The sequence below is a fragment of the Pseudoalteromonas sp. ESRF-bin5 genome, assembly GCF_002632075.1.
GTDB lineage: Bacteria > Pseudomonadota > Gammaproteobacteria > Enterobacterales > Alteromonadaceae > Pseudoalteromonas > Pseudoalteromonas marina.
Window position 1 is genome coordinate 1 of sequence record NZ_NTLW01000151.1, and the last position, 14371, is coordinate 14371.

The 14371-nt window shown below is 38.8% G+C and carries 14 protein-coding genes; 4 read left to right on the forward strand and 10 right to left on the reverse strand.

The window, feature by feature from the left end:
- Both BCG07_RS08485 and BCG07_RS08490 read right to left on the reverse strand, forming a co-directional pair.
- Positions 1 to 803: methyl-accepting chemotaxis protein (locus tag BCG07_RS08485; RefSeq protein WP_286889788.1), on the reverse strand; the 803-nt coding region annotated here is incomplete at its 3' end.
- Between the two features lie 229 nt (positions 804 to 1032).
- Positions 1033 to 2916 carry a propionyl-CoA synthetase gene (locus BCG07_RS08490; RefSeq protein WP_286889789.1) on the reverse strand — a complete coding sequence of 628 codons (1884 nt, stop codon included), beginning with the start codon at positions 2914 to 2916 and terminating at the stop codon, positions 1033 to 1035.
- 180 nt (positions 2917 to 3096) lie between these two features.
- On the opposite strand from BCG07_RS08490, the gene BCG07_RS08495 reads away from it, so the two are divergent.
- Positions 3097 to 3501, forward strand: a complete 405-nt coding sequence (locus BCG07_RS08495; RefSeq protein ID WP_286889791.1) for a nucleotide triphosphate diphosphatase NUDT15 — start codon at positions 3097 to 3099, stop codon at positions 3499 to 3501.
- Here BCG07_RS08495 and BCG07_RS08500 read toward each other — a convergent pair.
- The 4 genes from BCG07_RS08500 to BCG07_RS08515 form a co-directional block, all read right to left on the reverse strand.
- On the reverse strand, positions 3491 to 4579 hold the full coding sequence (locus tag BCG07_RS08500) for a polysaccharide lyase family 7 protein (RefSeq protein ID WP_286889792.1): 1089 nt from the start codon (positions 4577 to 4579) through the stop codon (positions 3491 to 3493). The two genes, BCG07_RS08495 and BCG07_RS08500, sit on opposite strands and share 11 nt — an antisense overlap.
- Positions 4580 to 4696: 117 nt before the next feature.
- Positions 4697 to 5638 carry an alpha/beta fold hydrolase gene (locus tag BCG07_RS08505; protein ID WP_286889794.1) on the reverse strand — a complete coding sequence of 314 codons (942 nt, stop codon included), beginning with the start codon at positions 5636 to 5638 and terminating at the stop codon, positions 4697 to 4699.
- A 46-nt stretch (positions 5639 to 5684) separates the two neighbouring features.
- Positions 5685 to 6479, reverse strand: a complete 795-nt coding sequence (locus tag BCG07_RS08510; protein ID WP_286889795.1) for a substrate-binding periplasmic protein — start codon at positions 6477 to 6479, stop codon at positions 5685 to 5687.
- Between the two features lie 69 nt (positions 6480 to 6548).
- On the reverse strand, positions 6549 to 7550 hold the full coding sequence (locus tag BCG07_RS08515) for an AraC family transcriptional regulator (RefSeq protein WP_286889797.1): 1002 nt from the start codon (positions 7548 to 7550) through the stop codon (positions 6549 to 6551).
- 94 nt (positions 7551 to 7644) lie between these two features.
- Between BCG07_RS08515 and BCG07_RS08520 the strand changes: the two genes are divergently transcribed.
- Together BCG07_RS08520 and BCG07_RS08525 are read left to right on the forward strand one after the other, a co-directional pair.
- Positions 7645 to 8097, forward strand: coding sequence for an SRPBCC family protein (locus BCG07_RS08520; RefSeq protein ID WP_286889799.1), 453 nt, complete (start codon positions 7645 to 7647; stop codon positions 8095 to 8097).
- Positions 8087 to 8932 (forward strand): sterol desaturase family protein, encoded by an 846-nt coding sequence (locus BCG07_RS08525; protein ID WP_286889800.1) that lies wholly within the window; start codon positions 8087 to 8089, stop codon positions 8930 to 8932. Before BCG07_RS08520 ends, BCG07_RS08525 begins: the two co-directional genes overlap by 11 nt.
- Positions 8933 to 8974: 42 nt before the next feature.
- On the opposite strand, the gene BCG07_RS08530 is transcribed toward BCG07_RS08525, so the two are convergent.
- The 3 genes from BCG07_RS08530 to BCG07_RS08540 all read right to left on the reverse strand — a co-directional run bounded on the left by BCG07_RS08530 (position 8975) and on the right by BCG07_RS08540 (position 12037).
- Complete coding sequence (locus BCG07_RS08530) at positions 8975 to 11164, reverse strand: fasciclin domain-containing protein (protein WP_286889802.1); 2190 nt, start codon at positions 11162 to 11164, stop codon at positions 8975 to 8977.
- A gap of 130 nt (positions 11165 to 11294) precedes the next feature.
- The gene (locus BCG07_RS08535) at positions 11295 to 11672 is read right to left on the reverse strand and encodes a hypothetical protein (protein ID WP_006791830.1); all 378 of its coding nucleotides are present in this window, start codon (positions 11670 to 11672) and stop codon (positions 11295 to 11297) included.
- Positions 11669 to 12037 carry a hypothetical protein gene (locus BCG07_RS08540; protein WP_082650897.1) on the reverse strand — a complete coding sequence of 123 codons (369 nt, stop codon included), beginning with the start codon at positions 12035 to 12037 and terminating at the stop codon, positions 11669 to 11671. Before BCG07_RS08540 ends, BCG07_RS08535 begins: the two co-directional genes overlap by 4 nt.
- A 195-nt stretch (positions 12038 to 12232) precedes the next feature.
- On the opposite strand from BCG07_RS08540, the gene BCG07_RS08545 reads away from it, so the two are divergent.
- On the forward strand, positions 12233 to 12652 hold the full coding sequence (locus tag BCG07_RS08545) for a VOC family protein (protein ID WP_006791832.1): 420 nt from the start codon (positions 12233 to 12235) through the stop codon (positions 12650 to 12652).
- 54 nt (positions 12653 to 12706) lie between these two features.
- Here the strand turns inward: BCG07_RS08545 and BCG07_RS08550 are convergent, their stop codons facing one another.
- Positions 12707 to 14332, reverse strand: coding sequence for a sensor domain-containing diguanylate cyclase (locus tag BCG07_RS08550; RefSeq protein ID WP_286889805.1), 1626 nt, complete (start codon positions 14330 to 14332; stop codon positions 12707 to 12709).
- Positions 14333 to 14371: the final 39 nt, after the last annotated feature.

Consider the following 14371-nt stretch of genomic DNA (forward strand, 5'->3'; position numbering starts at 1 on the left):
TAAATGTCACCTTTCCATACAACATGATCTAGTTTAACGGTTTGAATAAACGACAACGTAGCAGCCTGAGAAATCGTATTTTTCATGTTGTTACAAAAATCGATAATTGAAGTGTAATCGGTATTCAGTGCATCAAAATTATCACTTAGGTGCGAACTATTTTCTTTAATACCTTCTACTGATACCACTGTTTCATCTGTTTTGTTAATAATTTCTTTTACTAGGTCGGCCACTTCTTGCGCTGACTTATTCGTGTTTGTTGCTAGCACCCTTACTTCATCTGCTACAACACTAAAGCCTCGGCCAGCTTCACCCGCACGGGCAGCTTCAATAGCAGCGTTAAGTGCTAATAAATTTGTTTGATCTGATATTTTACTAATTGTTGAAACAAACGTACTGATTTTACCGGCCATGCTAGCTAGGCCTGAAATGTTTTCAGTCATGCTTCCCATTTTACTGGTCATTAAATCCATTTCTTTGACAATATGATTTAGCGAGCTATTTGATTTTTCGAGCAGGGTGTTTATCTTATCGCTTACTTTGTTTTCTTCATCAATTTTAGAGTAAGAGCCCAATACGGTTTGTCTTATATCTTCGATTTGAGCAACACCATTGATAGAGCTGGAAAGTAATGAGTGAGTGAAACTATGATCTTCATTATTATTTGGGTTATTTAACTCTTCAATTAGAGAAGTATTTTCATTGATAAGCGTTGTATTTTTATTACGTAAACTCTCAATTTCTTTTTTTAGTTGGTCATTTTCGTTTTTCAATATCGAGTAGGTTGAACTTAAAACAAACATATTTAGACCTTGATTTTTAAAAAAATAATTTACATTTAGTTATCATTATAGAGGTAAAATTTTATTGAGCCTATATTTAAAATCACTGTTTGTTATTAAAAAGTGACTAAGCGTTTACCTACATTCTCTTATTTGTTTCAGTTAACTCCTTTTTAACTCTCTATATACCCATGTCCTAATAAACAAAGCCACTTTTTATTAATTATAAAGTGGCTTTGTTTGGTTGGGTTTAACGCAGGGTGAGTTGTTGGTTTATTTCATCAAAAATACCGGCGTCGTCTATGGTTGAAGGGATTTGTAGTTCGTCACCATCAATAAGTTGGCGTAAATTTTTACGTAGTATTTTTCCGGAACGAGTTTTAGGTAAGCGCTCTACGCTAACTATATTTTTTAAACACGCTATGGCGCCAATTTGATTGCGCACTGAGGCAATAAGTGCTTTTTCGACTTCTTCGCTTGACCCTGTAAAGTCATTTTTAAGTACAATCATGCCCATTGGGAGCTGGCCTTTTAGTGGGTCGTTAACACCAAATACAGCGCATTCGGCAACCGCAGGATGAGCCGCTACAATTTCTTCCATTTCGCCGGTAGAAAGTCTGTGGCCTGCAACATTTATAACGTCATCAGTGCGGCCCATTATGAATAAGTAGCCGTCTTCATCTATATATCCGCCATCGCCAGAGAGGTAGTAGCCCTCGTATTCACTTAAATAACTGGCTTTAAATCGGGCTGTGTCTTGCCAGATAGAGGGTAAGCATCCGGGTGGTAAAGGTAGTTTTATAACTACGGCCCCTTGTTCGTTAGCTGCACATTCATTACCGTCCATGTCGAGTATACGAACATCAAATCCCGGTGTAGGTACGGTTGAGCTGCCAGGTTTGGTTGTTAATGTTTCTATTCCTACTGGATTACACGCAATGGCCCAGCCTGTTTCGGTTTGCCACCAATGATCGAGTACCGGAAGCTGAGTTTTCTCTTTTAGCCAATTGTATGTGGGCGGATCGAGGCGTTCGCCTGCTAAAAATAATCGTTTTAAACTAGAGGTATTATATTTTTTAAAGCCTTCAGCATTAGGATCTTCTTTTTTGATTGCTCTAAATGCTGTGGGGGCACTAAATAAGGCGCTTACTTTATATTCTTCCACTACTCGCCAAAAAGCAGTGGCGTCGGGAGTGCGCACAGGTTTGCCCTCATATAATACGGTTGCACATCGGTACATTAATGGTGCATACACAATATAAGAGTGCCCAACTACCCAGCCAATATCTGAGGCGGCCCAAAATACCTCGCCCGGCTCCATACCGTAAACAGTTTTCATACTGTAGTTCATCGCTACGGCGTGCCCGCCATTTTCACGTACAACCCCCTTTGGGGTGCCTGTTGTACCTGAAGTATATAAAATATAAAGTGGATCGTTGCCATTTAAAGGTGTTGGATCTGCCGCCTGTGCGGTTTGCATTGCGTGTGTCCAATCTATATCGCGTTTGTTGACCATATTGGCAGTAACTTGGTCGCGCTGATAAATAATACAGTGATCTATTTTATGATTGGCAAGCTCTATGGCGTCATCAATAAGTGGCTTGTATTCAATGATGCTATCGACCTCTACACCGCAAGAAGCGCTCAGTATTAGTTTAGGTTTTGCATCGTCTATACGAACGGCAAGTTCATGCGCTGCAAACCCACCAAATACTACGGAGTGTATAGCGCCTAAGCGAGCACAAGCTAACATACCAATAACAGCTTGTGGGATCATGGGCATGTAAATCACTACACGATCGCCTTTTTGTACACCAAGTGCTTTTATTACGCCTGAAAATTTAGCGACTTCTTGTTGTAGTTGAGTGTAAGTATAAGTTTGCTTTGTATTGGTAACAGGCGAGTCGTAAATCAGCGCAGTTTGGTCACCAAAGCCTGCAATTACGTGTTGGTCGAGCGCTAGAAAGCTGGTATTTAATTGTCCATCACTAAACCAATGATAAAGGCCGTCTTTATCCTGCGTATATGCTTGGTTTGGTGTTTTGTACCAGGGAATGTTTTTACTTTGTTCTAGCCAAAACTGGGCTGGGTTTTGTTTAAAGCTCGTGTATTGCTGTTTATACAGGCCTGACATAATAGGCTCCTAAAACTAAATGTGTATGAGAGACCTTACAAAAGGTAGGCTTTTTTATGTGCCTAGGCTATTCGACCTTGGTCGGCTAAAAGTTAATCACATGGTTAATATGCAGCAGTGAGTTTGACAAATTAAGGCGCGCGGCTCAGCATAGTTTCATATTTGTAAGGAATTAATTGTATGAGTAACGACGTTAGAGTGGGTGTTGCCGTTATTATTATGCGACAAAACACTATTTTATTAGGTGAGCGCATTGGTGCGCATGGTGCAAATACATGGGCAACGCCGGGTGGACATTTAGAATTTGGCGAAAGCGTTGAGCTGTGTGCAATGCGCGAGGTATTTGAGGAAACAGGGCTGAATGTTAGTCAAATAACTAAGCTTGATTTTACTAACGATATTTTTAGTGCTGAAAACAAACACTACATTACTTTATACGTAAAAGCTGATTACGAAGGTGGTGAGCCTGTGCTAAACGAGCCAAATAAATGTATACAGTGGCGCTGGTGCGATATTAATAACTTACCTTCACCACTGTTTACATCACTTAAAAACTACTTAACTACAGTAACACTTACGGCTTAGTGGATGGGCTTAATATTAACTTTTTAAAGCTCACTTGTGCGTAGTCACCGTTTTGTTTGTCGAGTGCCCACTCGCCTGTGCCTAAACAGCCAGGGTACCAAATACCTTTAGACGATTTAGTACTGCATTGGTTGTAAGCACCGGCCTTGAAATAATGCCAATCGGCAGCATAACCATGCGGGTGATCTTTGTCGTCCACTTTGCCGTGGGCATCAACATTGTTTCCTAAGTTAATTGAGTAGTTAACATCCTCTTTGCCTTTTGCGCTAAAGGTAAGGTGCATTACATTACCATGTACGTTTACGGTATAGCTAAAATCTTCACCAAGCGCTATACCTTCAACACCCGGATCATTAGGGTTTTCCCACGTGTTTCCCCATACTGGGTATGTAATATCAGTTCGGTTAGGATCTGTTTTTGGTAAGTTACGTTCGTAGTTCCAAAAAACGGAGCCCATTTTATGGCCGGGCCATTTTTTGTAATAAATTTTAAGAGGCTCATTGCCCCAGCCATAACCCAGTTTTGTATCTATTAGGGCTTGGTCTTTCCCCGCATGAATTTGTCCTACCACCACAGAGTATGCGGCTTTTTTACTTGAGTCTGTAGCGCGTAATGCCACATGATCAACCTTCAACGTGGCTTCCATTTTTCCACCTACAGAGCCAAAGCGCTCAGAGAGTGGGTGAACAGCTAATGCAAAATTATTTTTTGAACTTTTTGTTTTTATTTTTGTGTTAGTACCGCGGATCATTTGCCTTAACTCACTGCGGGTGTTGGTAGAGTTAGCGCTGGTAAGCGCTTTATTTGGCGAGGTGAATACCATATAACCTTGATCGTCAAGATAGAAAAAATCAGGGTGCGCGTAAGTTTGAATTTCTTCAACATCAATTGTGTCTATTTTACCGTCGTTGTTTAAATCAACAGGTACGTTTATTTTCCATTGTGATAAATCAAACTTTGATGCAGGAACAGGTGTATTGCTATCAATAGGTGTGCTTGTATTTGCGCAGCCCATAAACAGCAATGGAGTAACAGCAGCCAGTGCTGTGAGTTTAAAAGTAGATGTTAGATTTTTCATTGTTGTCTCTGTGTGATGATGTTAATGAAGGACAATATCGACCTTGATTAATGTTAATCTAACATACCAATTTAAAATATCAACATTACCAATTACTGTGTTTTTTATTTTTTAATTTTAAATTTGGTTATACCAATGTGGTTTTTGAGCTTTTTTAATGTATTTACGCTGTGCCTTTTTAATATGCTTTGTGAGCCATTTTGTCATTTTTGGCATGAGTTCTGGTGCAAAATTATGACCCATACCAGGCACAATTTTTAGTTTTGCCTTTTTTATTAGCATGGCCGTTTTTTTACCTTCACCCACATTAATGACTACATCATGACTACCATGAATGACCAATGTAGGTGTTTTAATTTTTCGAATTAAATGTTGCCTATCTTTACTGGCAGCCATTGCAATGAGCTGGCGTTTGTAGCCATTAGGGTTGTTTGAACGCTCAACTATTTGTGTTGCATGCAGGCGAAGTGCGTCTTCTGATTGAGGGTAAGCTGGGCTGCCAATTAGTTGGTTTAGTTTAATGTTGTAATTAATTGCTTCATCACGGCTTGGTGTTTTTGGTTTTAATTTGGCAAGCTTAATAAATACGCCAATGCTTTTAGCACTCAGTCTTGGCAAGCTTGAACTTGACATAATAGCGGTTAAGCTCAGTACCTTTTTTTTATGTTGCGCTGCTATTAGCTGGGCAATCATTCCACCCATAGATGCGCCAACAAAATGGGCTTTTTTAATTTTAAGGGCGCTCATAAGCGCCAATACATCGTTTGCCATATCATCGAGCAAATAAGGAGTTCGGCTTTGTATGGGAAGGCGCTTACTCAGCCAAGATTTCATTAAACTAGGAGAGGGGTAATGATCCAAATGAGTCGACAGTCCGCTATCACGATTATCAAAACGGATAACTCTAAAGCCATTGTTAACCAAACCATAGTATAGTGAATCTGGCCATACGGTCATCTGAGCACCCAAACCCATTATTAGAATAACTGCAGGAAAGTGTTTATTGCCTTCATCTTGATAGTTAAGCGTTATACCGTGCGGTGTTTTAATTGTTCGCATAGCCAAGTTAGGTTATCAGCTTTACTAAAATTGTAGTGCGTATTTATTACAGTTTATTGGCAGTGGTAGGAAGCGGAAGTTTCCATTTATTTAAAATTGCTTCGTATTCACCGTTTTGCTTAATTATTACAAGTGCTTGCGATAAGGTGTTGGCTGTACTTTCTTCAAGCATTTTATTACTGGCAAAATAAAGCGTTGAAGGAAAGTCATCTAAGTGAATGCGCTTGGTGATAAGGTTTGGATCTAAGCCCGACATTTTTAACTCGTTTTCTAATGTGAGTGTATTCATTAAGGCAAAGTCGATACGTTTTTTGTAAAGCATTTGCCAAAGTTGCTGGTAGTAGCTCACCAATACTAAATTTTTGTCTTCTTTAAAGCCCATTTGCTTTAAATACTTAGCACTTGAGTACCCGCGAATAGTGCCTATTTTATAAAACTTAGTGTGGTTTAAGTGTGTGGCTTGTGCTTTATTGCTTTTTAAGCTAACCACGTAGGCATCGGTAAAATAAACACTGCCTAACCATTTAAAGTTATTTGTGCGCGTAGGAGTTTTTAATAAAGAAAGTAAAATAGTGTTTGGATTACTTTCAAGCTCGTGAAATGCGCGCGCCATGGGCATTATTTCAAATTTAGCGTTTAATGATGTGATTTTTAAAACGGCTTTGGCTATATCAACAAGTGCGCCATCGGCTTGACCATTCTCGTTTTTAAAGTGATAAGGGTGCAAATCTTCGGCAATAAAGTTTACTGTACTCATTGCATTTACCGCAGTACAAAACATAAATACAAAGGCGCTAATTACAACACGCAGGTACATAAAAAAGTCTTTTTTAGCCAACATTGGTTGAGTTTAAATAATATTGCCTGAAATATAAACTTAAATGTTTAATAAAAGTAAATCAAAGTAAAATTACCCCATCTTCGTTTTAAAGTATTCTAGTGGGCTGCACGAATACCAGCGTTTAAAAGCACGATTAAAAGAGCTTTGATCTTTAAATCCAAGCAGCAATGCTAGCTGTGCTAAATTAGGTTTATTAGGCAGTTCGTTAATACGTCGCTTTCGCTCGTTTTCAAGCATGAGGGCAAACGTTGTACCGTGCAATTTTAAGTGCCGTTGCAAGGTGCGTGGTGTCATACTTAGGGCATTTGCAGTGCGTATTAACGTACAATTTTGTAAATCGAGCTTTGCCATTAAAATTTGGCTGACATTTTCAGTTATATTTTGCTGGTTAGTAAAATGACTTAATTGCTGATCAGATACTTGCTTTAGTGCTAAATAAATAGCAGCGTTATCAGTTTTAAAGTTCAGGTTTAAATAGCTACTCGGAAAACAAATTTCGTTGTGTTTTGCATTAGTTAAAATTGGGCAATTAAACCATGTTGCTAGCGTATTTATTTGCGCTTGAGTAAAGTGATATTGAAAGCTAACTTGTGTCGGTGATAATTCGTTATTGAGTAATTGGCGTACAACACTCACCCAAGCTGTCATATTTCTTAGTACTACTTGTTCATTACATTGAGCATGGGGAAACCAGCGGATAGTTGCTTGGCTTTTTTGTTGCTCAAATTGTGCTTTACCTATATTTGCCACTAAGCGGTCGTAATTTAAAAGCGCTTGTATAGCGTTGCTTAATCCGTTACTGGACTCGACTAAATATCCCAAAACGCCATAGTCAGCCGTACGAATATTCTGACCTAGTCTAAAGCCAAATAAAGGATCTTTAAGTGTATTTTGAGCATAATTAAGCAATGCGTTATAGCTTTTGAGGCTTATGCGTGGTGATAGTTGTTGTTTTGTGCGATTACTAAATTCAGTAAAATTAATTGCCTTTAGAGCATCTTCATTATTTAAACCTTGGCTTTGTAGATAATCAAGAATACTAGAAAAGTAATGATCGGCAATGGTTTGCATTTGTCGCCTAAAGCTAAAAAATGATCGCGTATGAGCAAGTTTGCCACGTTAAATTTTATTATGCTAGAGGCCTTATTTTAAGTATTGGTCACTTATGGTTTCTATAAATTTAAAATGTACTTTATTTGCTCCGCCTGAGAAGGTGGCGGCTGTATTGCTGGAACATGCCTGTTTAGAGCGCTTTTTTAATGCTCAATTTTCACAATTAAAACCCCATAATAAAGGTGAAATGAAAGGTGGGGCAGGTGCTATAAGGCAAGTTAAAACGCCGCTTGTTGCTTTTAATGAACAAATTATACATGCCAGCAGTAATCATATTTGTTATCGCATAATGGGTGATAAGCCGGTGGAGAATCATCAAGGAGACATATATTTAATTGCTATTGAGCATGAAAAAAATATTGCTACAGCGCTTAGGTATTGTATCGCCTTTAGGCCACCATGGTGGATGCCGGGTAGCTTAATAAAGTTACTTGTTAAACATGATATATCGCAAGCACTTAAAAAATTACAGCATTATTTTAAGGCGGCACAGCATGACCATTGAAGTAATTTTACTTGCACTTAGTCCCATTTTTTTAGTATTTGTTAGTGTTGAATTTATTAAATACAGGCATTTTTACGATATAAAAGACAGCATGGCGAATACGGTCTTGGCGTTATTGCACCAAGGTGCTGATGCGGTGTCTTTAATATTACTGATGCCATTATTTAATTGGTTATATGAATACCGCGTGTTCGATATAGAGCTCTCGGTATTTACTGTTTTGTTTGCCTTTATATTTCAAGACTTTTTGTATTATTGGTTTCATAGGGCGTCGCATAATATTCATTGGTTATGGGCTGCACATGTTGTGCATCATAGCTCTACAAAAATGAATTTTACAACGGCATTCAGGCAAAGCTTAATGTACCCCTTAGCAGGTATGTGGGTATTTTGGTTACCTATGATTTTAATCGGCTTTGATCCTATAACGGTACTTACTGTTGTTGCGTTAAACTTGGCGTATCAGTTTTTTGTGCATACACAAATAGTTAAAAAACTTGGGTGGTTTGAAAGCGTATTCAATACGCCGTCGCATCATCGTGTTCATCACGCTATAAACCGAGAATACTTGGATAAAAATTTTGCAGGCGTACTTATAATCTGGGATAAGTTGTTTGGTACATTTGTTGAAGAAGACTCTAATAAGCCATGTAAGTATGGCATTGTGGGGCAGTTAAATAGCAATAATCCAGTTACAATTACATTTCATCAATGGTGGCATTTAATTAAACAAACTTATACAGCAAAAGGGTTTAAAGCTAAGCTAAGTATTTTATTTGGTTACCCAACTAGTTCGCAGAAAAACAATGATAATGACGTGAGTTATAAAAGTTAAGAGTGGTTATCCACTCTTAACTTTGTTGTCTAAGGAAAGAAACTATTGTGCAGTAGTAATGACTGTATCAATCAAATGAACCACGCCATTGCTAGTGTATATGTCGGTCGTTGTTACGTTACTACCAGCAACTTGCAATGAAGTTGCAGGTAAGCTTACTTGCCACCAAACATTGCCTACACTTTGGCCATTTTCATCGCCAGGAGCAGTATCGCCTGAGTAGGTATATAATGGACGACCTAGATATGCAACCTGCATAGTGCTATCTGCACGAGCAATAAGTGATAAACCCGGTATGTTTTCAATAGAGTCCGCTGTGCCCAGCACTGGTGGCCACGTTGTAGCACATGTATCTTCACATACGCTCATTGACTCACCTAAGTCGTTGTCAAAAACGTAAAGCGTTTTACCCGTAGTGCTATCAGCCATGCCTGTTACTAAGCGTGCGTTGTCTGCATCGTATGCAACACTGTCTGTTGCAGCATTGGTGGTACTAGTAAAGTCGACAATGTTTACACTTATCATGTTTTCAGCAAGCGTAGTGACCATTTTACCGTTTGTTGCAAACGCATCTGTACTACCTACTTGAGCACCTAAAACGTGCTGCGTTAATACGCCGGTTAATGCATCTGTATCAGCGAGTAGCGCGTTTAAGGTATCCGTTGGGATTTTACTAAATGCGGCATTTGTTGGAGCAAATACGGTGAACGATTTTGTCGTATCATTAAACGTATCAACTAAGTCAGCAGCTTGTAAGGCTGTCACTAATGTTGAAAGTGCGTCTGTTTCTGTTGCAACAGTAGCAATTGTTTTGGTAGGTGTGCCTACTTCGGCTGGTGGCATAATGACCTTATTGAGTACATGAATTACACCATTATCGGCTGTTACATTTGCCGCAGTGACGGCAGAGTCGTTAATAAACAGTGCGCTGTCTACGTATGATAGAGCGGCCATATCGCCATTTGCCATTTCCACTTTATTATTTTCGCTATTTGCAATGGTGACTGCTGCGTCAGATAAAACGCTTGCATCAGCAACTACATGGTAAAGTAAAATATCGCGAAGTGTATCAGTGTCTGCAAGTAGTGCATCAATAGTGTCTTGGCCAAGCGCTGCAAAAGCGTCATCGGTGGGAGCAAATACTGTAAATGTATTGGTAGGATTAGCAACTAAAGTGTCTAACCCTGTAGCAGCTAGTGCGGCAATCAGTGTTGTAAAGTTACCATTATCGCTGGCAACATCAGCAATTGTACCAAAGCTTTCAGGCAGTGTTACATCAGCCACAATAACTGAATCGATTACATGAATTACCCCATTAGTTGTAGCAATGTCTTTAACCACAATATTGGCACCACCAAACATTAACATGTCTGTTTCGGCATTAATTGTAATTGGAAGAGCGTTGCCTAGCAGCGTTTCTGCAGATTGACCATTTAATGACATAGCAGTTACCGAATCAACCGCGCCACTCAAAACATGTTGCTTTAAAATGTCGCCAAGTACATCTGGGTTTGCTAAAAGCGTATTGATCATTTTGCTACCAACGGCTTCAAAGGCCGCGTCGGTGGGTGCAAAAACAGTGAACTGTGCTGATTCGTCGCTTAATGCTGCTGTTAAACCCGCAGCGTCTAATGCAGCAAGTAACGTGGTGAATCCACCTGCCTGTTGTGCTGTTTCGACGATATTGGTAGTTGGCGCTGCCTCAGCAGTGGCGATAGGCATAAGTACTGCATCAATTACATGAATGATGCCGTTGTCAGTTGCAATGTCAGTCATGGTTACTGTGCTTGTGTTTATTAACAAGCTATCGCCATTTAACGATAAAGCGACTTTGCCGCCGTTTACAGTGTCAACCGTTGTACCAGCAAGACCAATTGCAGCTTCAGCGTTAACGCTACCTGAAACTACGTGATAAGTGAGTATTGAACTTAGTGTATCTGTATCTGCTAGCAATCCGTTTATTGTGTCTTCGCCAAGTAGCGCAAAGGCATCATCGGTAGGAGCGAAAACAGTAAATTCTTGGCTAGTGTCGGCAAGAGTATCGTCTAAACCTGTTGCCTCTAGTGCTGCAACTAAAGTGGTAAAGTTACCTGCGTCTCTTGCTACGTCAACAATGGTTGAAGATGATTCGGGCTCAACTTGTACAGGGGTGTTATCGTCATCATCGTCATTACACCCTTGTGCTAGCAACAAGGGAAATGTAATGAGGCATACCTTCAGTAATTTGTTCATGACCTGATCCTTCTGTGTGAGATGTAATTAACAATCTCGTAACGTTACGGGCGTTTTTTTACAATGGATCAGGTTTTTTGGGTGTTTTTTGAACGTTTGCAGCTGTGGAGTTTGTTAGGGGTTAAACTATTTATCGCTTTTTACTACGTGGCGCCCCAAATAAAATAAATATATGACAAGCACATACAGATAAAAAAGCACTAATACCCAGTGCTCCACCATAATTATTAATTTTAGGAACTAAATATTCAAATAAGATCGCAAAAATCATTGCTGCACTGGTTATTGTATATACACCAAAACGCTTTGGCGCACTCATACCAATAAACGTACCACCAAAAAAAATGGCACTATAAAGCTCGGGCTGTAAGTTAAAATAATAAAAAAAATAGTAAGCAATTATAGATAAGCCGGAAGAGGCGCTAACAGGGCTAAAAGGCTTATGTTTAGCAAGTAAAAATGTAAGTAAAGCGCCGCAAAATGCAATGGCAGGGTATTCTATTGTCATAAAAAAGAACCTTTAGCTAGAGCAAATACAGTAACGCTTACAAATGCAATACTTCCTAATTTCCCCCCAAAGCCAGAAAATAAATTTAAAGTAAGTACATACAAACATGCGCCTATGAGTGAAATAAACCCCAGTTCCCAGTAGCTGCTAATTAAACTCGACGAGCACATGCCAGCAAAACTCCCTGCATAGATAGCAGCGCTCGGGTGGTTTTTAAATAACTGAGAAAAAGGAATAAATGAGCCCGCAAGCCCTACTGAGGATGCAGCAATAACTGCAGGTATATTAAATACAGAGTGCAATACAAAGCACAGTAAGCAGCCAATAAAAAAAGCGATGAATTTTACGAGGAAGAATTTAAGCATAGGGCGCTTAGTTTAAAGTAACTCGGGAATGTTTAAAAGCAGTGCTTACTATTGCGAGTGAATAGTTAAAGAAATCAAATAAAGCTACCGTAAGGTTTAAATATGCTCAAAAGAAGTGTTTTGTGTAATGTAAATTACAATTTATGTATAATATAGAAAACTTATTAAAGATTAAGAAATAACCAAAGGTAATTTATGTCTAATTGTTTGCATTTGGCAATTCCGGCCGGCGACTTAGAAGTAGCTAAAACATTTTATTGTGACGTACTCGGTTGTAAAACCGGTAATAGTGAAGAGGGTCGTTGGGTCGACATCGACTTTTGGGGTAACGAACTTACATTACACCAAAGCGTTGAACGATTACCTACTGTTCGCCATGATGTAGATATGGGGGCGGTTGCGGTTCCTCATTTTGGCATTCACTTATCTGAAGATGAATTTAACAATTTAAAAAAACGTATAGAAGACGCTGGCTTAGAATACCTAGATAAGCCATATCGTCGATTCATTGGCGACGAATTTGAGCAAGAAACATTTTTTATCGAAGATACTAATGGCAACGTGCTCGAAATGAAGACTATGGTTAACCCCGAGGTTTTATTTAAAAAAGTATAACTTTTATAAAAAGCCACTTTTTAGTGGTTTTTTTATGTGTAAAATTTGACGATTTTATAAATCGACTAACGTAAGCGGTGTTGCTTTTCTTTTTAGCTTTTCATGGTACATAGCAGCATCGCCAGCTTTTAAAAGGTCATCAATGTTTTTAGGTGGATCACTAAATACAGCACTACCAACACTCGCTTTTATGGCTAATTGTTCAGTATTATGATCAATAGTGAGTTTGGCTAATTCAGTTTTTAAAAAGTGAACTTTTGGGCTTACCTGAGCCTTAGTATAAAAGTGCGCTAGCACTACAAATTCATCACCTCCTAAACGTCCTATGGCATCGTTACTGCGCACAATAGCTTTTAAATGGTGAGCAACTTTACACAGTGCTTGGTCTCCAACGGCGTGACCGTGAGTGTCATTTATTTGTTTAAAGTCATCTAAATCTATATAAATTAAACAGAGCACACCGCCACTTTTTATATGATGTTCTATTAAATCTGCCGATTTTTTGCACCACCCTCTGCGGTTTAAAATACCGCAAAGGTGATCATAATCGGCTTCGGTTTCGGCGCGTTTTTTTGCAATCCTCATCCGACTAATACGCCTTGAAACCGCCACGGCGAGTAAAAATGACTCTACAGCAAAAGCTATAATTAACCCGTAGCGACGCATAAATGGACTTTCGTCTATTAATAATATTCTAAAAATCATACTGACAAATACAAAGCTTAGAGCAATAAACACCAGTGTTGCTTCACGAATGCCTTTGCGTGCTTGCAAAGCGGAAAGCACAAAGACACACCCTACAATACAAAGCGTTACATAGCCTGTAGCTTTACTTAAAAGAGCCCATACTTGAGGGGTTTTAAACAGTATTTGTAAAACGCTAAATAGCATGACAACTACAGCTAAACACTTTAAGGCAGTATCTACTTTTGGCCAGCTTGTTTTGATTTGTAAAAGAGCGCAAATAAACCATGTCGCGCTTAGAACACATAGGCCAATAAATAAAAGGTATATGTTAAATAAACTGCTACTGTGCTGCGAGGTTAAAAATAAATACAGCTGCCCTTCTTGCATAAGAATAAAGCCACCAATACAAAAAATGTATAAGCTGTAGAGCTTAAATGTATCGTCGTTAAGGCGGCTCCCCATAATTAATACATACAATATAAGCGTGATACACAAGCCGTAAAACAGCCCTAAAATTAGGTTTTGTTGTTGGCTTTTTTGTATAAATACAGGCATTGGTTGCCACTTAAATACCGGGCGAAACTCGACTGGAGAATACAAAGTTAATAGGGCGGTTGTTGCACCTGAGTCGATAAAATAAGCTGGTTTGTTGTATCTAATTGGATTGTGTATTTCATCGTTTTGGCGCCACTCAAAGCGCTCAAGGGTAGAGCGGTTAAAGCTAAGAACACCAGCTTGCTGTAACTGGCAATTTACAGCGTATTGAACTCTGCCAGATTGAATTTTTAGTCTTAAAGGCGTTTGTTTATTTAATGTGTTTGCTGAAGTGATTTGTGGACTAATTTGGTTAATTTCACAATGTTGATTTGCAAATGCAGACTTATTAAATAAAAGATTAGAAAAAACAAAAATAACACCTAACAGCAAATACCTTTTTAGTTGCGTTTTAAGATTGTTAGGTAGGAAAAGTGCATTAAACTTTTTGTAAGCCATAGGCGCAAGATAAAAATACTACATAATTTTATACTAGCA